Source organism: Cellulosimicrobium sp. PMB13 (assembly GCF_051294865.1).
Classification (GTDB): domain Bacteria; phylum Actinomycetota; class Actinomycetes; order Actinomycetales; family Cellulomonadaceae; genus Cellulosimicrobium.
On the sequence record NZ_CP145910.1, the window covers coordinates 4,112,426 to 4,136,489 of the forward strand.

Below are 24,064 nucleotides of genomic sequence, written 5' to 3' on the forward strand. Positions count from 1 at the left end.
GTCGTGCCGACGTGGACTCTGCCTGACGGCGTGCCTACGCCGCGACGGAACTCGACTCCGCGGTAGTCCGTCCGGCACCCGAGTCCGCGTCAGGCTCACGGTGGGGCGTGTCCGTGCGGGTCATCACGAGGACGCGCGACGCCGTCGCGAGCGCGACGAGGAGGGCCGCGGACCCCGCGAGGACGACCAGGTCGGGTGAGACCGGGAGCCCCTCCCACCACCACTCGGCGGGTGTGAGCCGCAGGTGGATGACGTCGTCGCCCGTCACGTAGCGCCGCACGTTCGTGTACAGGGCAACGGCGCCCGCTGTGCTCACCGCGAGCACGACCACCCATCGCTGGACGGTCGTCAGCCGGAAGTCCCTCCGCTCACGCTCCGTGCTCGTCGTCGCGACGGCCGCGAGGAGGATCAGCAGCGGATACAGGTAGCGCGCCTGCACGCTGCCGGCAGGACTCGCGGACGTCGCCTCGATGTAGGTGGGGACCAGGACCGCGGCGAGCGCCACGCCGGCCACCATCGCGCCGCGCCAGACGCCGACATCAGCGAGGGCGACGAACACGACGGCGAAGAAGCAGGCGGTGACGAGCACCCACACGACGGCGGGCAGGGAGGTGTCGAGCCATCCGAGCGGGCTCATCCCCAGGGCACCGACCCAGTAGCCGAGCGCGTCCCATGCCACGAGGACGAAGTCGCCGACGCTCGCTCGGACGGTCTCGCCACCACCGACCGCCTGGCCCGCGGCGCCGTAGCTCCACGCCGCGACCGCGGCGAGCGCCACCGGCAGCGGCAGCCGGACGAGTGCCCGACGAGTGAGGCCGGTGACCGAGAGCGCGGTGACGACGGCTGCCCCGATCCCGACGATCGAGTAGACGGACGCGTCCGCCCGGGACCCGGCGGCGAGCACCAGAGAGACTACGGACACCAGGGCCAGCGCGACCGCCCGCCACCGGTCCTTCGCGGTCAGGAACCCGAGCACCCCGAAGAACAGCGTGAGCGCCGACGTCACCGCCCAGCTGCTCGGGTTGATCGAGGGGACGATGAACGCGCCGAGAGGGACCAGGGTCACGCCGACCGTCGCCACGACCCCTCGGCGCACCCGGACGGAGCTCGCGACGTAGGTGGCGGCGAGCATCGCCGCGGCGATCAGCACGTTGACCAGCCGCATCACGAGGACCGAACGCTCGAGGTCCGGACCGACGAAGAGGCTCATGGTCGCGTAGAAGACCGGCGGATAGTCGCCAGCGTGCGCCCCGAAGTTCCCGCGTTCGGTCTCGACCATCCCCGTTTCGTCGGCACGCTGGCAGGCCGCCGACTCGGCGGGGTCGAACGCGAAGCACGGAGCGTTGCGCACGTCGGCCGGGACGGCGTACGTGGCGTCGGCGCCCTCGCCGTCGCCGTCGACGACGCATGCTCCGTCACGGTCGCCCTGTGCGCACCAGATGCTCGCCAGGTGGTAGTCCTCGTCGGGGCTCGAGCCCACGGGAGAGGCCAACGCCCAGGACGTGAGGAAGACCACGAACAGCAGGAGTCCGACCAGCGGTGCCGCGGCGGCACCCGCCGCCCGTCGGGACCGCACCGTGCTCGGAGCCGCCGTCTCCGGCAGGTCCGTGGCCTCCTGCTCCACGCTCATGCCCCGGTCTCGGCGGCGCTCGGCGCCGAGGAGGCGGAGGAGGAGGTGACGTCGACCGCGCCCGTGGACGGCGCCGACGGAGGGGTCACCCCGGTGCCCGTCCGCCTCTCCAGGTCGAGGCGGAGCATCGCCAGCTCCTCGGCGAGGGTGCGCGTCTCCTCCTCCAGCGTCGTCAGCTCGACGCTGAGCTGGATGCACACGCCGAGGAGCACGGCGAGCGCCGCGGCGAACAGCAGGTTGCTCGGCGTCGCCACCCCCAGCACGGCGGCGATCGTCGACACCACGCTCGGGAACGCCCCGACGACGGACACCGCGACGGCGAGCAGCAGCCACGCCGCCGCGTACTTCTCCTTGAGGCGGCGCGTCCGCAGCAGCACGACGAGGAAGATGACGAGGGCGACGACGACGGCGAGCGCGAGATAGTACGTGTTCATCGGGCCTCGACCTCGGGTGTGACGGGGCGCGTCAGCGCGATGAGGAGCGCGAGCATCGCGCGCGCGAGGAAGAGCGCCGCCTTCGCGGCGTTGTGCGACGGCGTCCCGCCGGCGCGCGCGCGCATCGAGACACCGACCTGTCGCACCGTGAGGCCGGCGCGTGCGGCGATGACGAGGGACTCCACCGTGTCGCCGAGGTACTCGGCGGGGTACTCGCGCGCGAACAGCTCGACGGCGCGACGGTTCGAGGCCTTGAAGCCCGACGTCGTGTCGGTCAGGCGCGTCCCGGCGACCCGCGACAGGACGAGGGAGAGCAGCCGCATCGCCCAGCGGCGGGGTCCCCGGACCGCGTAGGACCCCGTGCCTGCGAACCGTGCGCCGATCACCACATCGGCTCCCTCGGCGGCCAGGGTGTCCACGAGCTTGGGGACCTCGGCCGGGTCGTGCTGGCCGTCCGCGTCGAGCTGTACCGCGATGTCGTAGCCCTCGTTGCGCGCGAACTTGTAGCCGGCCCGCATGGCACCGCCGACACCGAGGTTGAGCGGGAGGTCGAGCACCATGGCCCCGCCCTGTCGTGCGACGCGGCCGGTGGCGTCCGTCGAGCCGTCGTTGACGACCAGGATGTCGGCCCCCGCGAGGCGCGCGCGGAGGTCGACCAGCACACCTGGCAGGGCTTCCTCCTCGTTCCACGCGGGCAGGATCACCAGCATGCGCGGCGGCGAGGGGGCGGTCACGAGGGTGCATCCTACCGCTGCCCGCACCGTCACCCGGCCCACCAGCGCCCGAGGACGGGCCGCTGTCAGATCATGCTCTCCACGGTGTCCGCGACGACCGCGCTCGGGCGTGCCGAGTCGGACGTGTCACCGGTCCGGTAGTCCTCGACGTGCTCGAGGAACGCGGCCAGCCGCGCGCGGTCCATCTCGGTGAGCACGACGTTGGCGCCCAGCCCCTGGTGCCGCTCCGTCTTCAGGCGGTGCACCGCGCACGGGATGCCGAGGTGGGCGCACTCCTCCTGGACGCCGCCGCTGTCCGTCACGACGAACTCGGCCCCCGAGAGCACGGGCAGGAACTCGACGTAGCGGAGCTTGTCCCGCAGGAGCAGGTGCTCGCCGTCGAACACCTCGGTCAATCCGTACTCGATGAGACGCGCCTTCTCGGACTCCCCGGCGAAGTACACGATCGGGACCCGTGACGCGTGCTCCCGCAGGACGGCGAGCGCCGCCGCGTAGGCGTCCCTGTCCCGGACCAGCTCGAACCGGTGCAGGGTCGCGAGCCCGTACCGCTCCGGCAGCTGCAGGGACGTACCCACGACGTCCTCCGCGAGCGCCGCCCGCACCGCGTCGATGACCGTGTTCCCCCCCGTGACGACGACGCCTCTCCGCCCGGCGAGGTTCTTCGCCTCGACCTCGCCGGGAGCGAAGTGCACGTGCGCCAACCGGGCGGTGAGCTTGCGGTTGATCTCCTCGGGGAACGGGTGGAGGAGGTGCCCGCTGCGCAGCCCGGCCTCGACGTGCCCCACGCGTGCGCCGAGCACCCGGCCGATCACCGCGCCGAAGAGCGTGGTGAAGGTGTCGCCGTGCACGAGCACGACCGGCGCACCGCCGTCGGCCCGCAGCCGCGCGCGCAGCTCGCCGCGGCGCGAGAGCACGGTGCGGGCCAGACGGAGCACCCACCCCGGCACCTGCGCGGTCCGGGCGAGGTTCGTGGCCCCCTCCTCGGGGACCAGCCACACGGCCGGCTCCGGGAGGTGCAGGTCGGCGAGGACGCCGGGCAGCTCGTTGACGTGCTGTCCGGTGTACCAGATCTCCGCCGACCGGCCCCGGGAGCCGAGCTCGTGGTAGACGGGGGCGATCTTGATGAGCTCGGCAGTGGTGCCGACGATGAAGGCGATCAACGTAGCCAGGGTCCCTCCGCGTGACGTCGCGCCAGCCTACAGGCGCACGGAGGGCGGCTAGCCTATGCGCGTGACCACTCCCCTGCCCGATCTCGCGCCGACGGCGGGCGCCCCGTTGACGGACCTGAGCGTCGTGATCCCCGTCTACGACGAGGAGACGTGGATCCGACGCTCGGTCGGTGCGGTGCTCGCCGCCGTGGACCGCGCCGGCGTGCGGGCGGAGGTGGTCGTGGTGGACGACGGGAGCACCGACGGCACGGCCGGCGTCGTCGACGAGCTGGCGGCGGCCGACGCGCGCGTCCGCCGCCTCAGCCAGCCCAACTCGGGGCGGATGGCTGCTCGGACGGCCGGCGCCCGCGCGGCCCGGAACCGCTGGGTCCTCATGCTCGACTCGCGCGTGCTCGTCGGCGAGGACTCGCTGGCCTGGATGGTCGAGAACCTGCCCGCCAGGCCCGAGGCCACCGTGTGGTGCGGCCACGTCGACGTCGAGACCCGGGGCAACCCGACGGCCGCCTTCTGGTCCGGCCTCGCCAAGGTCGGCTGGCGTCGGTACTTCTCACGCCCCCGCCTCGTGTCGTTCGGGGCCGACGACTTCGACCTCTACCCCAAGGGCACGACGTGCCTCCTCCTCGAGCGCGAGCACTTCCTCGAGCTCGCGGCGTCGTTCGACTCGCTGTTCGAGTCGCACCATCTCGCGAGCGACGACACCCGGCTTCTGCGCCGGGCCGCCGCCGAGCGGCGTATCTGGCTCTCGCCGGACTTCGCGTTCACCTACCACGGCAAGTCGGGCGTCTCGGGCTTCCGCCGGCAGGCCTACTTCCGCGGGACCACCTTCGTGGACAGCTATCTCGGCCAGTCACGGCTGCTCGGCGGCCTGCTCGTCGCGGCGACGGTCAGCGGGGCGGGCCTGGTCGCGCTCACGGTCGCCAGACCGGTGCTCGGCGTCGTCGGGCTGGGGGCCGTCTGGGTGCTGGTGCCCGCCGTCGTCGCGGCGTCGGGCGGCAAGGGCGCAGAGGTGCGTGCCGCCGCGGCGCTGACCCCCGCGTTCGTGGCGCTCTTCGGCGCGGGCGTGCTCCGCGGCTTCTTCCTGGCGACCCGGCACGCGCTGCGGTCCCGCGGCTCGCGGGCGTGAGCCCGGCACGCGGCGGGGGGAGCACGCGCGTCCTCAGCGTGGGCGTCGCGATCGCGATCTCGAGCGTCGTCGGCTACCTCCTGCTCGCTGTCGTCGGTCGTGCGCTCAGCCCGGCGGAGTTCGGCCTGTTCGTCTCGTTCTGGGGCGTGCTCTTCGGGCTCGCCGGCTCGTTGTCCACCATCGAGCAGGAGGCCGCTCGGCAGGCGGCGGAACCGGGCACCAGCGCGCGGGCGCCGATCCGCCGCGTGGCGGCGACAGCGGCCGTCATCGCGGCGACCGCCGCGGCGCTCACGCTCCTGCCGCCGGTCGCTCTGCGCCTCTACGGCGACGCCGGCAGCCGGCTCGGGGTCCTGGTCCTCGTCGCGGTCCTCGGCTTCGCCGTGCAGTTCACGGTCCGCGGCATCCTCGTGGGGAGCGGGCAGGTCCGCCGCTACAGCGTGCTCGTGATCCTCGAGGCCGTCTCGCGCCTCGTCGTCCTGCTGGCGCTCTGGGCCACCATCGGTCTGACCCTCGGCACCGCAGCCGCCGCGGTGGTCGTTGGGTCGTACGCCTGGCTCGTGTACGCCCGGCAGCTCCGCCGTCCGGCGTCCGGCCCGGCCACGGACCCGGGCAGGGGTACGACCACGGGTACGGACGACGGGCGTGCGTCGTGGTCCGCCTCCGGTGCGCGCGCAGGCTCGCTCATGCTCGCCGCGGGCCTGACGGCGAGCATGATCACCGGGTACCCCACGATGGTGACGGCCTTCTCGGGCGGGGAGCTCGGCGCGGCGGGCGGCACGGTCTTCGCCGCGCTCACCGTCTCGCGCGTGCCGCTGCTCTTCGTCGCGCCGCTCCAGGCCCTCGCCGTGCCCGCCATCGTGCGGTGGCGCCACTCGGGCGGGGGCACGGCTCGCGCGCGCCGGTTCCTCCTCCTCGGCGTGGCCGCGACGCTCGTCGTGGGCGCGGCCCTCGCGACGGGTGCCTGGTTCCTCGGTCCGTGGGCCGTGCGGCTCGCCTACGGCGCGGACTACGTGATCGCTCCCGCCGCCATCGCGGGCCTGGTCTTCTCGGCGTGCCTCCTCGCCGGCCTCCAGCTCATGTCCGCCGCCCTCATCGCGTTCGGGAGCTACCGCTGGGTCGTCGTCGTCTGGGCGACGGGAGCGGTGTCGACCGCGCTGTGGCTCCTGCTGAGCCCGCTCGACCTCGTCCCGTCCGCGGTGGTCGGCGCGGTCGTCGGACCGTTGACGGGCGCGCTCGTCGCGGCCGTGACCCTGTGGCGGCTCTCGACGGGACTCGTGACGGCGGCGCCGCGCCCGGCGACCGGCAGCGTCTAGGCTGCATCGCGTGCCTCCCCACCCCGCGAGACTGCGCGTCACGCTCACCGTCGAACAGCTCTGGCAGCCGGTACCGGGCGGTTCCGGGACCTACGTGCGCGAGCTGTCCCGGGGCCTCTGGGAGCGTGACGACGTCGTCGTCGCCGGCGCCCGGGCGCGCGGTCCGGCCGACGACCGCGGGCTCCCGCCCGCGATGCCGGTCCACCGATCGGTCCTCCCGCGCCCCGTGCTCTACGAGGCGTGGTCCCGCTGGCGTCGCCCGCGCGTCCCGGGTCCGCGGCCCGACGTGGTCCACGCCACCACCTGGGCCGTCCCGCCGCGGACGGCGCCCCTGGTCGTCACCGTGCACGACCTCGCGTTCCGCCGTGCCCCGGAACACTTCACCGCCCGCGGCGTCGAGTTCTTCGAGCGTGGGCTCGCCGTCGTGCGCCGGGAGGCCGACGTCGTCGTCACGCCGTCCGAGGCGACGCGGCAGGACTGCATCGAGGCGGGCGTCGACGCCGAGCGTGTCCGCGTGATCCCGCACGGCGCGGAGGGCCCGCGGGTCACCGCGGAGCAGGCCCGCTCCTTCCGGCAGCGGCACGGCCTCGACCGTCCGTTCGTGCTCTGGTGCGGTGCGCTCGAGCCGCGAAAGAACGTCACGGGGCTCGTGGACGCCTACCGGGACCTGGTCGGCCAAGGCACGGACCTCGACCTCGTCCTGGCCGGCCCTCCGGGCTGGGGCGATGCCGAGCGCGAGGTCGCGTCCCGGCTCGCGCTCCTGCCGCCCGGACGGGTCCACCTCCTCGGACCGCTCAGCGTGCACGACCTCCACCTCGCGTACGCGTCCGCGCGGGTCTTCGCGTTCCCGTCGTGGTGGGAGGGGTTCGGCATGCCGGTGCTCGAGGCCCAGTCGCACGGCACGCCGGTCGTCACGTCGCGCGGGACGTCGATGGCGGAGGTGGGTGGCGACGGTGTGGTCCTCGTCGACCCGGCCGACCCGGACGCGATCGCCGCGGGGATCGAGCGCGCGGCCGGCGACGGGCACGACGTGCTCTCCCGCGCCGCGGTGGAGAACGCCGCCCGGTACACGTGGGAGCGCTCGGCCGCCGCGCACGCCGAGGCGTACCGGGACGCGCTCGAGGCGGCCGCGTGAGCGCCCCGGCGACGACGCCGCGCGTGCGGGCCGTCGTGGTCACCTGGAACGGCGCGGAGCTGCTGCGCGAGTCGCTGCCCTCGCTGCTCGCCCAGGACCTCGCCGACGGGGAGCTCGACGTCCTGGTCGTGGACAACGGCTCGTCGGACGGGACGCCCGCGATGCTCGCGGCCGAGTTCCCGACGGTCCGGGTGGTCGCGAGCCCCGAGAACCTGGGCTTCGCCGGAGGGGCGGAGCTCGGTCTCCGGGACCTCGACGCCGAGTACGCCGTGCTGCTCAACAACGACGCCCGGTTCGAGCCGGACGCCGTACGGAGGATGGTCGAGGTCGCCGACGCCGAGCCCGCCGTCGGCGCCGTGACCGCGCGGATCCTCCTCACGGAGCCCGACACGCTCGGCCGGACGCTCGTCAACTCGACGGGCAACGTCGTGCGGCCCGACGGCGCCGGCGGAGACCGGGACTGGCTGGCCGTGGACGGCACGATCGACCCCGACCCCGACGTCTTCGGGTTCTGCGGTGGCGCGGCGCTCCTGCGGGCCGCCGCCCTCCGGCACGTCGGGTCGTTCGACCCGTGGCTGTTCCTGTACTACGAGGACACCGACCTCTCGTGGCGGCTGCGCGCCCGAGGCTGGACCGTGCGCTACTGCGCGACCGCGGTCGCCCATCACCACCACGCTGCGAGCAGCGACGCGGCGAGCCCGCTGTTCCGCTACTACAACACGCGCAACTCCCTCGTCGTGCTCGGCCGGCACGCGCCGCCGGCCGTGGTGGTGCGCTCCACCGTGCGCCAGGTCGCCGCGGCGGTCGTGCACAGCGTCCGCCGCTCGGAGCGGCCCGCCGTGACCGCCGCCCGCCGTCGCGCCGTGGTCGACGCCGTCCGCCGCGCGCCGACCACGTGGCGCGAGCGGCGGAGCCTCTGGCGCGGAGCGCGCCGCACCCGGGCCGAGGTGTTCCGCGTCGCGACGGCGCAGGGTGCCCGCCCCACCGCTCCCCGCCCGCCCGACTAGGCTCTGATCCTTCCGTCCAGCACCAGGAGGCCGTGTGACCGTCGTCGTCGTCGCCACCGCATCCACGAACGCCGCGGCCCGCGCGACCGTCCGGTCCGTCGGGCGCGTCGACCCGAGCAGCCCCGTCGTCGTCCTCGCCGTGGACGAGGGCTACGAGCCCGTCCGCGACGAGGAGGTGCGGCGTCCGGAGGACGTCGTGCCGGGCGCAGAGCTGCACCGGTGGGCAGCGCTGCTCGAGGAGGAGCAGCTCGTGCGGCTCCTCGGCGTACGCCTCGCCGCGGAGCTGCTCGCCGCCGGCCGTGAGGTGCTCGTGGTCGCCGCGGGCGTCGTCCTGCTCTCCTCTCCCGCGAGGTTCACGGGGCGCGTCGAGGAGACCGGGTTCGTGGCCCTCCCCCGGGCGACCGCCCCTCTCGGCCGTGGACCCGAGGACTCCGCGTCGTCGCTCGTCCCGCGGCCGCGCCTGGTGAGCGACCTGATCGCGCTCGGGCCGGTGATCCTGCCCTCGCTCCCGTCGCTCGTCCGCCTGCTCGAGTCGTGGGAGGTGGGCGACGCCGCGCTCGACCTCTTCGCGATGGCGGTGCCGGTGACCGTCGTGCGCGACGACGCGGTGCTCGTCACCCGTTGGAACACGCCTCCTTCGGCAGGCTTCGACGAGGACGGCACCGCCCTGCGCCGTGACGGGCGGGGCGTCGTGGCACTCGACCTCGGCGGCCTCGATCCCGCTCGGCCCTGGCTCTTCGACGTCCGGAGCGACGACCCGCCGATGCTGCTGCTCAGCGAGCACCCCGCCCTCGCGCACCGGTGCGCTACCGAGGCCGAGGAGCGCGGGCGGGACGTGCACCCGGCCACCCGGCGGTTCTCCACGACCGCATCGGGCATCCCGCTCCACCGGCACCTGCGCCTCGTCCTCCGGCGCACCGCCTCCGAGGGCGGCTCGTTCCCGGACCTCTTCGCCGACGGGTCCGCGACGGCGCTCACGGCGTGGCTGCTCGACGTGCTGCCGACCGGTCACGACGCCGGCGTCGCCCGCTACCTCGCCGCGGCGTACGACGACCGCGACGACCTGCGCGCGGCGTTCCCGCTGGTCCCGGGTCCCGACACGCCCGCGCTGGTCGACTGGGCGCTGGCGAGCGGAGTCGGCGAGGCGGCCTACGACCCCGACCTGATGCGAGCCGCCGCCAGCGCGACGGCCCGTGCCCATCGGGCCGTTCCGCTGCGTCAGCAGGGCCAGTACCCGCACGGGGTCAACCTCGTCGGGTACCTCGCGGGCGAGCTCGGGGTCGGCGAGTCGGCGCGCCTCGTGGAGCAGGCGCTGACCGCCGGCGGCGTGCGCCACTCCACCGTCCCCGTGGCACGGAACCTCCAGAGCCGCACGTCGGCCACTTTCGAGGCGTCCCGGGACAACGAGGTGTTCGACGTCACGCTGCTCTGCGTCAACGCCGACCAGACCCCGGAGATCGCGGCGGCGGTCGCGACGCTCACCGCCGGGTCCCGGCGCATCGGCATGTGGTACTGGGAGGTCGAGGCCTTCCCGGCGTCCTACGCGCCGGCCTTCGACCACGTCGACGAGGTGTGGACGGCGACGGACTTCGTGCGCGACGCGATCGCCGCCGCCGCGCCCGTACCGGTCGTCACCATGCCTCCGCCGCTGCCGCAGCGGTCGCCGGAGCGGCCCTCGCTGCCCGAGGGTCTCGGTATCCCGCTCGACCGCCCCTACTTCCTCTTCGCCTTCGACTACCTCAGCACGGTGGAGCGCAAGAACCCCTGGGCGGTCGTCGACGCGTTCCGGACGGCCTTCGGACCGGGCGAGGGACCGGTGCTGGTGCTCAAGACGATCAACGCCGACAAGCGACCGGCCGACGCCGAACGACTTCGGCTCCTCGTCGCCGACGACCCGGACGTCGTGCTGCTCGAGGGATACCTCTCCGCTGCGGAGCGGGACGCGCTAGCCGCTCGCTGCGCCTGCTACGTCTCGCTCCACCGGTCCGAGGGACTGGGCCTGACCATCGCCGAGGCGATGGCCTGGGGCCGGCCGGTCATCGCCACCGCGTACTCGGGCGACATGCAGTTCATGACCGAGCAGAACTCGTTCCTCGTGCCGTGGACGAGCACGCCGATCCCCGAGGGCGCCGACCCGTATCCCGCGGGGAGCCCGTGGGCGGAGCCCGACGTCACCGCCGCGGCGGCGCACATGCGGACCGTGGTCGACGACCCGGAGCGCGCACGGGGGGTCGGTCGACGAGCGGCGGAGGACATCCGGACCCTTCACTCGCCCGAGGTGGCGGGACGGCGGATGGCCGAGCACCTGGCCGGGCTGCACGGGGCGAGCCGGAACCTCGACCAGCGGCTCACGTCGTTGCGCGACGTCGTCGCGCGTCGCGGGCGGGCGCTGCGCGGCTCCCTCCCGTTCACGCGCTGAGGGCGGGTGCGGCGTTGCCGCACCCGCCCTCGTCGTCCCGTCGGGCTTCCGTCCGGTCAGGAGGAAGGGCTGATGGCCCTGCGCACGCGCCCGCCGGCACGTCGGGCGACCTCGCCGATCCCTCCGGCGCGCAGGTAGTCCCGGGCCAGCGCGAGGTCCGCGCGCAGCCCGCCACGGCGCTCGAAGCCGCGGGCCACGGTCTCCGGCTCGCCCAGGTCGTAGTGGAGGTCGGCCGCGCGGCGGGGGAACCGGCAGAAGTCGACGAGCGGGCGCAGCACCTCCGCCCAGCGGTACGACTCGGCGAAGCTCTTGACGTTCTCCCGCGCCTCCGCGATCGCCGCGTCGTCGAAGAGGTAGGTCTCGAGCGCTGACTCGAGCGCCTCGACGTCCTCGGGAGGCACCGCGGCACCCAGGCCGTGCTCGGTGATGAGGCCGCCGAAGGTGTCACCGCTCGTCGCGACGATCGGCAGCTCGGCCCAGAGGTAGTCGAGGATGCGCGTGCGGAAGCTGAACGCCGTCTCGACGTGGTGGAAGTGCGTCGACACCCCCAGGTCCGCGTCGAGCAGGTAGTCGGCCCGTTCGCCGTACGGGACCCACCCCTCGTTGAAGAAGATGTGCTTGCCTGTCAGGCCGAGCTCGTCGGAGAGCTGCTGGAGCTCCCAGGCGATCCGCATGTCCGGCACACCGGGGTTGGGGTGCTTGAGCCCGAGGAAGTACAGGCGTACCTCCGGGCGGCGACGACGCAGCCGGTCCACCGCGCGCACGAGGGTCAGCGGGTCGAACCAGTTGTAGACGCCGCCGCCCCAGAGGATGACCTTGTCGTCCGGACCGATGCCGGGGACGGTGCCCTTGATGGCGTGGCGACGCTGCACGGGGTTCTCGTCGGCGATGCCGAACGGGACGACAGCGATGAGCGAGTCGAGGCTCTCGTCCTCGTCGTAGACCGCTGCGTTCACCCGGCCCTGACCGGCCATCTGACCGAGCCAGAAGTCGCGCTGCTTCTCGGAGGCGCACAGGACGAAGTCCGCGCGCGCGAGCTGCTCGTTGAGCACGCGCGTCGTCTCCCGGATGGACCGGTCACGACCGCTCGGACCGAGGTCCTTCGCCTGCTCGAGCTGCTCGAGGTGCATCGGGTCGTAGACGTCGGCGACGAGGATCTTCGAGCTCTCCTTGAGCCAGGGCGCGCCCTCCAGGAGGAAGCCCTGGAAGACGATGACGTCCGCCCAGTCGGTCTGCTTGCGCAGCTCGCGGCCGTGCGCGTGCACGACGTCGAACTCCGGAGACTCCACCTTGACGCCGGCCGTGGACAGGAGCCGGACCTCGGCGACCGGGGCGAGCGCGTGCGCGATCTCCCACGCACGGATCGCCGGCCCCGCCATCCGCTCCAGGAGGGGCTCACCGGTCACGACGAGCACGCGCTGCCGCGACACGAAGTGCTCGTCGATCCCGAACGCCTCGACGAGGTCGGAGTGCGCCGTCAGGTAGCTCTCGATGGCGTAGGCCGGCTCGATCGCGTGCCGGAAGAGCGGGAAGAGCTCGCGGTCCGAGCGTCTGCGCCGCGCCTGCAGCTCGCGGCGCGACTCCGCGAGCGACGGGAGCTGCTCGACGAAGTAGTCGATGGCCAGCGGCCCGGTGAGCGCCATCTTCTCGATCTCGACGGTGCCGACGTCGTCGCCGCCCGGTGACCGCTGGAGGTCCAGCATCGTGGCGTCCGTGCCGGTGCGGGCGACCGACCGCCGGACGGCGAGCGCCATCGCGGCCGGGAGGGCGCGCGCGAGCGACTCGTCGTCGAGGTTCTTGTACATCGAGAGCAGCGCGTTGCGCTCCAGGAGGTAGGACTCCCGGTAGTTCCCGAACTTCTTCATCGTGACGTGGTGCTTGTGGTACGCCACGGACCCCGGGACGTACCGCACGCGGTAACCGAGGAGGTTCAGACGCCAGCCGAGGTCCACGTCCTCGTAGAACATGAAGAACCGCTCGTCGAACCCGCCGATCTCGCGGTAGAGCGCCGTCGGCACGAACATCGCCGCGCCGGTCCCGAACAGGACGTCCTTCGGCACGTCGTACTCCGGAGAGTCGGGCCACTCCGCCTCGCGCTTGTAGCCCATGCCGTACCAGGTGAGCGACCCGTCGACGTAGTCGACGAGCTTGCCCTCCCAGTCGAGGACCTTCGAGGCGACGGCGCCGATCGACGGGTCGGCGCTCATCGCCTCGACCGCCGCCGTGATCCACCCCGGGCCGGGACGGGCGTCGTTGTTGATGAAGCCCACCCACTGGCCGGTGGCGTGCGCGACACCGGTGTTGCACCCGCCGGCGAAGCCGAGGTTGCCTCCCGACTCCACGACCTTCGCGTGCGGCACCGCCGCACGGATCCGCTCGGCGCTGCCGTCCTGCGAGTCGTTGTCGACGACGATCAGCTCGAGCCGCTCGCGCGGCCAGTCCACCTCGTCGAACGCCCGGAGGCACGTGATCGTGTCGTCCGCGCCCTTGTAGTTGACCAGGACGACGGAGACAACACCGTCGCGCACTGTCGGCTCGTTCACGTCGGCGTCAGCCCTTCCCTGCGAGGGCGATGTCGTGGTCGACCATCCGCCCCACGATGTCGTCGAATCCTACGGTGGGCTCCCAGCCCAGGACGGTGCGTGCTCTCGAGGCGTCGCCCACCTGCTCGGCGGCGTCCGCGGGCCGGACGAAGCGCTGGTCGACCTCGACGTGCGAGCGCCAGTCCTCGATCCCGGCGCGCTGGAGCGCCACCCGGACGAAGTCCTCCACCGAGTGCGTCGTGCCCGTCGCGACGACGTAGTCGTCGGCCTCCGCGTGCCGGACGGCGCGCACCATGGCGTCCACGTAGTCCGGCGCCCAGCCCCAGTCCCGGCGGACGTCGAGCCGCCCGAGGGTCACGACCCCTCCGCCGTCCCGCGCGATCCGCGCGGCGGCCGCGGTGATCTTGCGGGTCACGAAGGACTCGGGCCGCCGCGGCGACTCGTGGTTGTACAGCACGCACGTGGAGACGGCGAGACCACGGCTGCGGTAGACCGCCGCCGACTGGTGCGCGTAGGCCTTGGCCGCGCCGTACGGCGACAGCGGACGGACCGAGGTCTGCTCGTCCTGGGGCGTGCGGTCGGGGGACCCGAAGATCTCCGCGCTCGACGCCTGCACCACGCGCACCGGCCGACCGGACGCGTCCTGCGCCCGGCGCGCGGCCTCGAACAGGGCCACGGCCCCGAGCCCGCTCACGCTGCCGGTCTCCACCGGGTGGTCCCACGAGTAGGCGACCGAGCTGATGCCGCCCAGGTTGTAGATCTCGTCCGGCCGGACGTCGTCGACGATGCGGGCGACGCCCTCACCGTCCCGGAGGTCGCCGACGTGGACCACGACGCCCTCCGGGACCGCCGGGCCACCGGCCGGGGTCGACGCCGAGTGCACGATCCCGTGGACCTCGACGCCCTCTGCCAGAAGACGCTCGGCGAGGTAGGAGCCGTCCTGACCGGTGACGCCGGTCACGAGGGCTGTCGTCATCCCCGTCACCGACCGGCGTGCTCGGACTGCTCCCGGAGGTCGTTCTCGACCATCATGCCCACGAGGCCCGGGAAGTCGACCTTGCGCTCCCAGCCGAGCTTCTCGTGCGCCTTGGCCGGGTCGCCGATGAGCAGCTCGACCTCGGCAGGACGCATGAACCGCGGGTCCTGCTTCACGTAGCCGGACCAGTCCTCGATCCCGACGTGGGAGAAGGCGTGGTCGAGCAGGTCGCGGATCGAGTGCGTCTCGCCCGTGGCGACGACGTAGTCGTCGGCCTCCGGCTGCTGGAGCATGCGCCACATCGCCTCGACGTAGTCCCCGGCGAAGCCCCAGTCGCGCTTCGCGTCGAGGTTCCCGAGGACGAGGTCGTCCTGGAGACCGAGCTTGATCCGCGCGACCGCCTGCGTCACCTTGCGCGTGACGAACTCGGGGCCGCGGCGCGGGGACTCGTGGTTGAAGAGGATGCCGCTGGAGGCGTGCATGCCGTACGACTCGCGGTAGTTGATGGTCATGTAGTGACCGAAGACCTTCGCGACGCCGTAGGGCGAGCGCGGCCAGAGGAGGGTCGACTCGCGCTGCGGGACCTCCTGGACCTTGCCGAACATCTCCGAGCTCGACGCCTGGTAGAAGCGGACCTTCGACGGGTCGTCGTTCGAGTAGAGGCGCACGGCCTCGAGGATGTTGAGCACACCCTTGCCGGTGACGTCGCTCGTCAGCGTGGCGTTCTCCCACGAGTACGCCACGAACGAGATCGCGCCCAGGTTGTAGACCTCGTCGGGCTGGGCGACCTGGAGCGCACGCAGGAGCGACGAGAGGTCCGTGAGGTCACCGGTCACGAGCTTCACGTCCGGCACGGTCTCGCGGACCAGGTCGAGCTTCGGGTTGTTCTGTCCACGGATGAGCCCGTAGACCTCGTAACCCTTCGAGAGCAGCAGCTCCGAGAGGTACAGACCGTCCTGGCCGGTGATGCCGGTGATGAGCGCGCGTGCCATGGTTCCTCGTCTGATCGGTTTCGGGGACCGAGCAAGCGTAGCCGAGGGCGCAGGACCCGCGCCGAGGCGTGCACGGCGAGCCGTTCGTCGTGGATATGCTGACGCCCATGCCCGACGGTCCCCTCATCTCGTACGCGCAGAACCACGAGGACGTGGTGCTCTGGCGCGCGCTCGGCCATGTCCACGGCGGTCGTTACGTGGAGGTGGGTGCCAACGAACCCCTGCGCCACTCGGTGAGCCGCACCTTCTACGAGAGGGGATGGTGCGGCCTGACGGTCGAGCCTGTCCCTGCCTACGTGGAGGCCCATCGGCGCGAGCGTCCTCGAGACATCCAGGCGCAGGTCGCGGTGACGTCTGCCGACGTCGACGAGATCACCCTGCACCTCATCCCGGACAGCGGCCTGTCCACCCTCGTGGACGACGTGAGCGCACGCCACGCGGAGGCGGGGTTCGCTCACGAGGACGTCACCGTCGAGGCCCGGCGGCTCGACGCCCTGCTCGAGAGCACGGGATGGGAGCCCCGCGACATCCACTTCCTCCTCGTCGACGTCGAGGGCGCCGAGGCCGACGTCCTCTCGAGCATCGACCTGACCCACTGGCGGCCGTGGGTGCTGGTCATCGAGTCGACGGCCCCCTTGTCGACCACCCCGACGCACGACGTCTGGGAGCCAGGGATCCTGGAGGCGGGATACGAGTTCTGCCTCTTCGACGGCATCTCGCGCTTCTACGTCGCCAGCGAACGGGCGGACGCGCTGCGGTCGAAGCTCTCGTACCCGGCCTGCGCGCTGGACGACTACACCCCGTACACGCTGGTCGAGGCGCAGTCCAACTACGCCCGCGAGCTCGGTGACAAGTCGAACCAGGTCTCCGACGTGTCACGCCAGCTCGTGCACTGGCGCAACCAGGCGCTGGTGCAGTGGGCCGAGGCGCAGGCTCGTCAGCCGGCCGTCGACGAGTCCGCGCGCCAGGAGCTCGAGGCGATGCGGCGGACCTTGTCGTGGCGGGTCACACGACCCCTGCGCCTCGTCCGCCGGCTGGCCGCGAGGAAGGGTTCGTGACCTCAGCCGCGTCCGGGGCCGCGCGCTACCTGGACGCGCTCGACCACCGGCTCGCGAGCGCGGCCGAGATCGTCCTCGGGTCCGACGGTGGCCCGGTCGACGGGCCGCCCGGGACCACGGCGGCGGAGCTGCTCCCGCTCCTCGTCGCTGCGGCGCGGCACGACGAGGCCGGGGACGACGTCCGCTGGCTCGTGCTCGTCGCGGTGTTCGCGAGGTACCCCACGTCGGACGAGTTCGTCGCCTTCCGACGCTCGCTCGAGCTCGACGCCCCTGAGGCCGTCGAGGCGGATCTCCTGGCCACGGCGATGCGCAACCCCGCGCGGCACGCCGACGGACCGATGATCATCGTCCGCTCGGCGGTCGTCGAGGTGAACTACAGCGCTCGCCACGACCATCACACCGGCATCCAGCGCGTGGTGCGCGAGACGGTACCGCGGTGGGCCGACCACCACGAGGTCACCCTCACCGCGTGGGGCGACGACAACGCCGCGCTGCGCACCCTGGCGCCCCGCGAGAAGGCCCGCGTGCTGTCGTTCGGCCAGGACGATCCCCTGCTCGAGCCGGAGTCGGACTACGTCCACACGATCGTGGTCCCCTGGCACACACGGATCCTGCTCCCCGACGTGCCCGTCGGGGCCGCGAGCGACGTCCTCGCGACGCTCGCTCGATGGTCGGGCAGCACGGTGGGGCTGGTGGGCTACGACCTCATTCCCATCACGAGCGCGGACCTGCGTCCGTGGGGCGAGGCGAACGGGACGGCGGGGCTCCTGCACGTGGTCAAGCACGCCGAGCGCGTCGCGTGCATCAGCCGCTCCGCGACGGCGGAGTTCCGCGGTTTCGTGGAGGCTCTCCCGGCGCAGGGTCTCGTCGGACCGCACGTGGAGGAGGTCCAGCTGCCGGCCATCTCCTCACCGATGCCGGACTCCGGCCGCGCGCGCCACGCCTCCGCGCGCCCCGTCGTGCTCTGCACCGGTACGCGCGAACCGCACAAGAACCACCGCGCCGTCGTCCACGCCGCCGAGCGGCTGTGGCGCGAGGGCGTGGACTTCGAGCTCCGCCTCGTCGGCGGGTTCGGCTGGTCCGACGAGCCGCTGGGCGACGCCACCGCGCGGCTCCGTGCCGAGGGCCGACCGCTCGTCGAGCTGGGCCGGGTCAGCGAGCAGGTCCTGTGGGACGAGCTGCGCGCGGCCGACGCAGTGGCGTTCGTCTCGCTCCACGAGGGCTACGGCCTCCCGATCGCCGAGGCGCTCTCGGTGGGCACCCCCGTGCTGACGACCGCCTACGGCAGCCAGGCCGAGGTCGCCGCCGACGGCGGATGCGTGCTGGTCGATCCCCGCGACGACGACCAGGTGACCGAAGGACTGCGCAGGCTCGTGACCGACGGGGACCTGCGGGAGCGGCTCAAGGGCGAGGCGCGGAACCGTCCGGAACGGACGTGGGACGACTACGCCGCCGACCTGTGGGACTTCCTGACAGGAGCGGAGCCGCCGAAGGGGGAGCACTGATGACGCCGACGAGACCTCGGACCTGGCGACGGTCCGCCCACGCCGCACCGCACCTCGACCCCGACATCATCGCCGCGTGGTCCCGCCGGGTCCCGATCCTCGCGGCGGCTCTCGACACCGCAGCAGAAGTTCCGGAGGCCTCCCCCGCAGCAGTTCGTGAGGCCGTCGGGAGGATCGTCGAGATGACCGATCCGTCACAGGTCTGGCTGGCCCTCGCCGTCCTCTCCGCGACCCTGCCGGACGACACGACCGTCGTCGAGACGGCGCGGGCGAGCGAGTCGGACCCGTCCGCGCTCGTGCGTCGGCTCGCTCAGCTCACCACCACAGAGTCGGCTCGCCGACACGTCAGGGTCGAGTCGCAGCGCACCGTCGTGGACGTCGCGCACACCGCGTCGACCACTCTCATGACAGGGATCCAGCGGGTGGCCCGGGAATCGACCCGGCGATGGCTGACGCACGACGTCGTGCTCGTCTCGTGGAGCGCCGACCTCGACGCCGTCAGAGAGCTGACGCCTGCGGAGCACGACCGCATCGTCCGTGCGGCGGCCGCCACGGAGGACGACCACCCCGACACAGAACTGACCTTCGTCGTACCGTGGCGGACCACCTACGTCCTGCCCGAGCTCGCGATCGACCAGGCGAGGACCGAGCGCCTGCGGACGCTGGCACGCTTCTCGGGCGGCGAGTTCACGGCCATCGGCTTCGACCTCATCCCGCTCACCACCGGGGAGACGACGGCGCCAGGCATGCCGGGTGCGTTTGCCGGCGCGATGACCGTGCTGCGGCACGGCGCGCGGGTCGCACCGATCTCGCGCGCTGCTGCCGTGGAGTACGCGGGGTGGCGGACCATGCTCGCTGCGGCGGGCCATGATGGACCGGCGATCGAGCCCGTGCCCCTGCCGGCTGAGGCGCCGCCGTCAACTGAGAGCGACCTCGCGGACGCGTCCGAGCGTTTCGTCGTCGGCACGCTGCCCCTCGTGCTGGTCGTCGGGAGCCACGAACCGCGCAAGAACCACCGGGCGGTGCTGCACGCGGCCGAGGTCCTGTGGCGCGAGGGCAACGAGTTCTCGCTCACGTTCATCGGCGGCAACGCGTGGCGCAGCGAGGACTTCACCCAGCGGCTGCGCCGCCTCCAGGAGCAGGGACTGCCGGTGGAGTCGGCGTCCCGTATTCCGGACCGGCTCCTCTGGGCCGCCTACCGGCTCGCCCGCTTCACGGTGTTCCCCTCGCTCAACGAGGGCTACGGGCTGCCCGTCGCGGAGTCGCTCGCCGTCGGGACGCCGGCGGTCACCTCGGCGTTCGGTAGCATGGCCGAGATCGCCGACGGTGGCGGGGCCCTCCTGGTCGACCCTCGCGACGACGTCTCGCTGCGAGACGGCATGCGGGCCCTGCTCGCCGACGACGCCACGCTCCTCCGGCTCCGTGCCGAGGCGGCCGCGCGCCCGATCCGCACGTGGGACGAGTATGCGGAGGATGTGTGGCGCTTCCTCGTGGAGGGCGCTCCCCCGGCCCGTTGACGCCGGACGGCACGACTACTCTTGGGCGACCCTCCCGGAAACCCCCGACCGATCAGGACGGCGATGAACGACCAGCGCTCCGCGCGCGCCTCGACTCTCGAGGCTGAACCCTTCCGCCCTGCGGGGCCCCGCCCCGGCTTCCTCGGCGGCACCGTCCAGTCGATCCGCGACATCTGGTCGCATCGGGAGCTCCTCGGGCTGCTGACCCGCCGCGAGATCAAGGCGCGCTACAAGGACAGCGTGCTCGGCTTCTTCTGGAGCCTCGCCCGGCCCCTCGCGATGCTCATGGTCTACTGGGTCGCGATCGGCAAGTTCCTCGGAGCCGAGCGTCAGATCCCCGAGTTCGCGATCTACATCTTCACCGGCCTGACGGCCTGGCAGCTGTTCTCCGACATCGTCCTCACCGGTACGGGCTCGATCGTCGCGAACTCCGGCCTCATCAAGAAGGTCTACGTCCCGCGCGAGGTCTACCCGCTCTCGGCGGTCGGTTCCGCGCTGTTCAACTTCGTGATCCAGCTCGGGATCCTCATCGCCTTCACCGTCGTGCGAGGGCAGTTCCCCGTCGGCGCCCGCTGGCTGTACTTCGTGCTCGCGCTCGCCGTGCTCGTCACGTTCGCGACCGCCGTCGCGTTGTTCCTGTCGGCCGTGAACGTGTACCTGCGGGACGTGCAGTACCTCGTCGACATCTCGCTCATGCTGCTGTTCTGGGCGTCGCCGATCGTCTACTCCTGGAGCCAGGTGTCCCAGTACCTCGACGGGATCCTCGGGACGATCTACCTCGCCAACCCCATGACGCAGGTGGTCCTCGCGTTCCAGCAGACCTTCTGGGTCGCCGGCGACGGGCAGCCCGTCCCCGAGAACCTCGGGACGAACCTGCTCATCACGCTGGGAGTCTCGGTCGTCCTCCTCTGGCTGGGTCAGCGCACGTTCGCCCGCCTCCAGAGCAACTTCGCGCAGGAGCTGTGATGAGCACCCCCGTCATCCGCATCGACGACCTCTCCAAGCGCTTCGTCATCCGCAAGGAGAAGTCCCTCAAGGAACGGCTCGTCAACTTCGGCCGGTCCAACACGCACAAGGACGACTTCTGGGCGCTCCGGAACGTGTCGATGGAGATCGAGTCCGGCTCGACGGTCGGTCTCGTGGGCCCGAACGGATCCGGGAAGAGCACGCTGCTCAAGATGATCGGCGGCATCCTGCAGCCCACGACGGGCACCGTCAGCCTGCGTGGCCGGCTCGCGGCGCTCCTGGAGCTCGGGGCCGGGTTCCACCCCGACCTCACCGGCCGGGAGAACGTCTACCTCAACGCGTCGATCCTCGGCCTGTCCCGGGAGCAGACGGACGGCTACTTCGACGCGATCGTCGACTTCTCGGGCATCGAGAAGTTCATCGACACGCAGGTGAAGTTCTACTCCTCCGGCATGTACGTCCGTCTGGCGTTCGCCGTCGCCGTGCACGTGGACCCCGACATCCTGCTCGTCGACGAGGTCCTCGCCGTCGGAGACGAGCCGTTCCAGCGCAAGTGCATGGACCGCATCCGCCAGTTCCAGCACGACGGCCGGACGATCGTCTTCGTGAGCCACTCGCTCGACCAGGTCGCCGACCTGTGCGACCGTGCGGTCGTGCTCGAGCACGGGCACGTCATCGCAGACGGCGAGCCTCGTGAGGCGCTTCGCACTCTCCGCACCGAGTTCGACCAGATCCGCCAGGACGACGTCCAGAGGGAGCAGAGCCGCCGCGAGGAGCAGCGCGAGAGCGCGGACCGTGACGGGACGGAGCCCGTAGCCGACCGGGTGCTCGTGCGTTCGGTAGCGATCCTGGACCGGGACGGTCGGCCGGTGACCTCGGTCGATCAGGGCGACGACGTCTCCATCAGAGTGACCGTCGAGTCCACCGGCCTCGTGAGCGGGATCGTGGTGGGTACCGGTTTCGACACGGTCCTCGGGGTCAACGTCTACGGTACGAACACCGACCTTCTCGGCTCGCGACTCCCTGACTTCTCCGGTGAGCTCAGCGTCGACTTCCACTTCTCCGACGTCCATCTCGGAGAGGGGGCGTACACGGTCCACGGCGCGGTAGCAGCCGAGAGCGGCGCCGAGCTGCACCGCCTGCGTGACGCGGGATCGCTGCACGTCCAGACCGACGGCTCCGCCATCGGCGTGACATGGCTCGACGCTCGCACGACCTGGTCCACCGAGACCGGCTCAGCATCGCAGCCGGCGCGCGGTTCGGCACGGACCGCACTGGGTGCCTTCGATGATTGAGCTGCTGCTGCTCACGAGCGTCCTGGCGCTGATCTTCCTCGTCGTCGGCTTCCCGCTGGCTGTCGCGATCGGCTCCGGCCGCGACGGCGTCGTCGCGACGACCATCGACTCAGGGGCGCTCGGCGCTACCTTCCTGCCCCTCGCGATCGTCCTGTGGGACTGGTTCGGGGTGTTCGGTGCCGCGCTCGCCGTCGGGTTGTGGGCGGCTGTGATCGTCTACGCGAAGCGGCGACGGCTACCTTTGCCCTTCAAGGGCGCTCGATTCCTGGGCGTGCCGTTGACCGCTGCCGTGGTGGTGATCGTCGCGGCGGGAGTTCTCCTCCGACTGCGAGACGTCTCCTTCCTGCCCTGGCTCGGCGACATGGGCGCTTATGTGAACTGGGCTAACGAGCTCGTCCGGACGGGCTCGCTCGACGCGAGCTGGCCTCCCCTGTTCTCGGCCTACCTCGCCGTCCCGTCCTTCCTCTTCGGACCAGAGCACGCCGCGTCGGCTGTGCTGTTCGCAGGGGTCCTTCTGCTGGTCGCCGTGCCGAGACTGCTCCTCGCTCTCGGCGTCAATCGGTGGTTTGCCGTCGCGGCCCTGGCTGCCGTCGCCGTCAGTCCGCACGCCGTCTGGTACTCGTCGTTCACCGCGTCGGAGTCGTTGGCGGCCCCGCTCTTCGTGCTCTGGCTCGTGCTCTTGCTCAAGATCCTGGGCACGCCCGGCGACGACGTCCCACTCACGACCGTCCTGGGCCTGCTGTTCCTGGCGATGTGCCTGCTTCGCGGGAGCGCCCCCCTCCTCATGCTGCCGCTGCTCGCCGTGTGGCTGCTCACCTTGCTCGTCCCATCGTTCCGGGCGTCTCGTCGCAGTGCGTGGTTGGTCGTCGCCGGCGCGACCACGGCGGCTTCTGTGTCGTACGCGTACGGGATCTCGCAGATCCACGGGTACTACGTCGACATGCAGCTCACCGAGATGCTTCCAGGGCGCGTGTGGGAACGTCTCTCCGCTGCGGGGCTCTTCGACCTGACGCCGCAGACGTACGCGTGCTTGGTCCTCGTCCCGGCCCTCTTCTGGGCGGTCGGCCGATGGATGCGCCCAGCCGAGCTCACAGGAGCGACACCACGCCTACGGGTCGCCCTCGGGGCAGCGCTGTCGATCCTCTGGCTGGCGCTCGTCGCCTGGATGGCCTCGAAGGCCGGGGACGTCTCCGCCATCTTGGGCCGCATGGGTTGGGCCGGTGTGCTCATCGCCGGACTGGCGCCACTCGCCTCCGCCTTCCGGTCTGCGCGAGTCCAGCTCGTCGTCGTCGTCGCCGCGCTGTCGTCGCTCCAGTTCCTCGTCCTCCACGATCATCGGCTCGGCGGTCAGCGCGCGCACACGTTCTTCCTCTACTGGGACCGATACCTCGTCAGCGAGCTGCTCCCCACGCTCTATGTCTTCGTCTTCGCAACCGTCGGCTGGGGGGCCGCCTATCTCGTCTCCTCCCGCCGCCGTCCCGGTACGGCGAACGCCGACCTCTCCGACCACACCGGGGCCCTGACGACGTCTGGTCTCCGCACAGAGGGAGGGTGGCGCCTCCCGGCGATCGCCGCCGTCACGGCAGTGGCAGTCGCAGCACCGGGGCTGTCCGCCATTCCCCCGATCATGAGGGGCACGACCCTGGAGGGGTCTTTCGAACTCATCCAGGCGCTCGACGATGTCGGAGACGCAGACGCGCCCGTCGTCTGGTCCGCCAACGGGCCAGGCGTCCCCGAGGGCCACTTCTTCCCCAACACCCGCATGGCCTTCGCACGTCCGCTCGAGTACACGTTCGGCCGTGACGTCCTCAACGATCCCGCCGCGGGCGACTTCGATCCTGACGAAGTGGCATCGGCGGCATCCCTCGACCGATATGCAGCGTGCTCCGGCAATCGCACGCTCACCGTCATCGAGGCCGACGCCGGCGGCACAGACCTCGATGCGAGGCTCGCCGACTCAGATCTCGCGGCTTCTCACCTGGCAGAGGTCTCCGGTGTCGTGGAGCTGCTGCACCAACCTGCCAGCTCGGGCTGGATCGACGTCGACTACACGTTCGACGTGTGGACGGTGGAGATCACCGGCGAACCCACGCTCGCCCCTGCTGACTGCGACAGCTGAGGCGTCCTGCTCAGGGTCGGTCGACGCAACCCACGAGAAGCGGTCGGGAGAGCGTCGGGCGCGGCGCACCTGGCGCGCTGTGAAAGATCGGTGCGCGGCGACCGCCGCAAGCCGCCCGGCTCGCGCCCG

Annotated in this window: 18 protein-coding genes; 11 read left to right on the plus strand and 7 right to left on the minus strand. The window is 72.1% G+C overall.

The features are described from left to right. Positions 1-34 precede the first annotated feature (34 nt). The 4 genes from V5D56_RS18375 to V5D56_RS18390 form a co-directional block, all read right to left on the minus strand. Positions 35-1,630 carry a DUF2142 domain-containing protein gene (locus tag V5D56_RS18375; protein WP_435736706.1) on the minus strand — a complete coding sequence of 532 codons (1,596 nt, stop codon included), beginning with the start codon at positions 1,628-1,630 and terminating at the stop codon, positions 35-37. Beyond that, positions 1,627-2,064 carry a DUF2304 family protein gene (locus tag V5D56_RS18380; protein WP_435736707.1) on the minus strand — a complete coding sequence of 146 codons (438 nt, stop codon included), beginning with the start codon at positions 2,062-2,064 and terminating at the stop codon, positions 1,627-1,629. The genes V5D56_RS18375 and V5D56_RS18380 overlap by 4 nt, the downstream gene beginning before the upstream one ends. Continuing rightward, on the minus strand, positions 2,061-2,774 hold the full coding sequence (locus V5D56_RS18385) for a glycosyltransferase family 2 protein (RefSeq protein WP_435739077.1): 714 nt from the start codon (positions 2,772-2,774) through the stop codon (positions 2,061-2,063). Before V5D56_RS18385 ends, V5D56_RS18380 begins: the two co-directional genes overlap by 4 nt. An 89-nt stretch (positions 2,775-2,863) precedes the next feature. Then, positions 2,864-3,958, minus strand: a complete 1,095-nt coding sequence (locus tag V5D56_RS18390) for a UDP-N-acetylglucosamine 2-epimerase (protein ID WP_435736708.1) — start codon at positions 3,956-3,958, stop codon at positions 2,864-2,866. A gap of 70 nt (positions 3,959-4,028) precedes the next feature. On the opposite strand from V5D56_RS18390, the gene V5D56_RS18395 reads away from it, so the two are divergent. From V5D56_RS18395 to V5D56_RS18415, 5 genes are read left to right on the plus strand one after another with little or no spacing between them, the layout of a single operon-like run. After that, on the plus strand, positions 4,029-5,090 hold the full coding sequence (locus V5D56_RS18395) for a glycosyltransferase (protein ID WP_435736709.1): 1,062 nt from the start codon (positions 4,029-4,031) through the stop codon (positions 5,088-5,090). Further along, on the plus strand, positions 5,087-6,403 hold the full coding sequence (locus tag V5D56_RS18400) for a lipopolysaccharide biosynthesis protein (protein ID WP_435736710.1): 1,317 nt from the start codon (positions 5,087-5,089) through the stop codon (positions 6,401-6,403). The genes V5D56_RS18395 and V5D56_RS18400 overlap by 4 nt, the downstream gene beginning before the upstream one ends. Before the next feature lie 10 nt (positions 6,404-6,413). Then, the gene (locus tag V5D56_RS18405) at positions 6,414-7,538 is read left to right on the plus strand and encodes a glycosyltransferase family 4 protein (RefSeq protein WP_435736711.1); all 1,125 of its coding nucleotides are present in this window, start codon (positions 6,414-6,416) and stop codon (positions 7,536-7,538) included. Next, positions 7,535-8,545, plus strand: a complete 1,011-nt coding sequence (locus tag V5D56_RS18410) for a glycosyltransferase family 2 protein (RefSeq protein WP_435736712.1) — start codon at positions 7,535-7,537, stop codon at positions 8,543-8,545. Before V5D56_RS18405 ends, V5D56_RS18410 begins: the two co-directional genes overlap by 4 nt. Positions 8,546-8,579: 34 nt before the next feature. Beyond that, positions 8,580-10,964 carry a glycosyltransferase family 4 protein gene (locus tag V5D56_RS18415; protein ID WP_435736713.1) on the plus strand — a complete coding sequence of 795 codons (2,385 nt, stop codon included), beginning with the start codon at positions 8,580-8,582 and terminating at the stop codon, positions 10,962-10,964. Positions 10,965-11,020: 56 nt separating this feature from the next. Here the strand turns inward: V5D56_RS18415 and V5D56_RS18420 are convergent, their stop codons facing one another. Genes V5D56_RS18420 through V5D56_RS18430 form a run of 3 tightly spaced genes read right to left on the minus strand, consistent with a single transcriptional unit; the run spans position 11,021 to position 15,475 of the window. After that, positions 11,021-13,507, minus strand: a complete 2,487-nt coding sequence (locus tag V5D56_RS18420) for a glycosyltransferase (RefSeq protein ID WP_435736714.1) — start codon at positions 13,505-13,507, stop codon at positions 11,021-11,023. Positions 13,508-13,514: 7 nt separating this feature from the next. Further along, positions 13,515-14,483 carry a GDP-mannose 4,6-dehydratase gene (locus V5D56_RS18425; protein ID WP_435736715.1) on the minus strand — a complete coding sequence of 323 codons (969 nt, stop codon included), beginning with the start codon at positions 14,481-14,483 and terminating at the stop codon, positions 13,515-13,517. A 5-nt stretch (positions 14,484-14,488) separates the two neighbouring features. Beyond that, on the minus strand, positions 14,489-15,475 hold the full coding sequence (locus V5D56_RS18430) for a GDP-mannose 4,6-dehydratase (protein ID WP_435736716.1): 987 nt from the start codon (positions 15,473-15,475) through the stop codon (positions 14,489-14,491). A gap of 107 nt (positions 15,476-15,582) precedes the next feature. Here V5D56_RS18430 and V5D56_RS18435 point away from each other — a divergent pair, with 107 nt between their 5' ends. The 6 genes from V5D56_RS18435 (at position 15,583) to V5D56_RS18460 (ending at position 23,935) form a co-directional block, all read left to right on the plus strand. Continuing rightward, entirely contained in the window at positions 15,583-16,533 is a 951-nt protein-coding gene (locus V5D56_RS18435) for an FkbM family methyltransferase (RefSeq protein ID WP_435736717.1), read from the plus strand. Continuing rightward, a complete protein-coding gene (locus tag V5D56_RS18440; RefSeq protein ID WP_435736718.1) occupies positions 16,530-18,038 on the plus strand; it encodes a glycosyltransferase family 4 protein in 1,509 nt (502 codons plus the stop codon). The genes V5D56_RS18435 and V5D56_RS18440 overlap by 4 nt, the downstream gene beginning before the upstream one ends. Next, positions 18,038-19,555, plus strand: coding sequence for a glycosyltransferase (locus tag V5D56_RS18445; RefSeq protein WP_435736719.1), 1,518 nt, complete (start codon positions 18,038-18,040; stop codon positions 19,553-19,555). Before V5D56_RS18440 ends, V5D56_RS18445 begins: the two co-directional genes overlap by 1 nt. Before the next feature lie 63 nt (positions 19,556-19,618). After that, entirely contained in the window at positions 19,619-20,521 is a 903-nt protein-coding gene (locus V5D56_RS18450; protein ID WP_435736720.1) for an ABC transporter permease, read from the plus strand. Continuing rightward, the gene (locus tag V5D56_RS18455; RefSeq protein WP_435736721.1) at positions 20,521-21,816 is read left to right on the plus strand and encodes an ABC transporter ATP-binding protein; all 1,296 of its coding nucleotides are present in this window, start codon (positions 20,521-20,523) and stop codon (positions 21,814-21,816) included. The genes V5D56_RS18450 and V5D56_RS18455 overlap by 1 nt, the downstream gene beginning before the upstream one ends. Positions 21,817-22,024: 208 nt before the next feature. Next, on the plus strand, positions 22,025-23,935 hold the full coding sequence (locus V5D56_RS18460) for a hypothetical protein (RefSeq protein WP_435736722.1): 1,911 nt from the start codon (positions 22,025-22,027) through the stop codon (positions 23,933-23,935). The last annotated feature ends 129 nt before the right edge of the window (positions 23,936-24,064 follow it).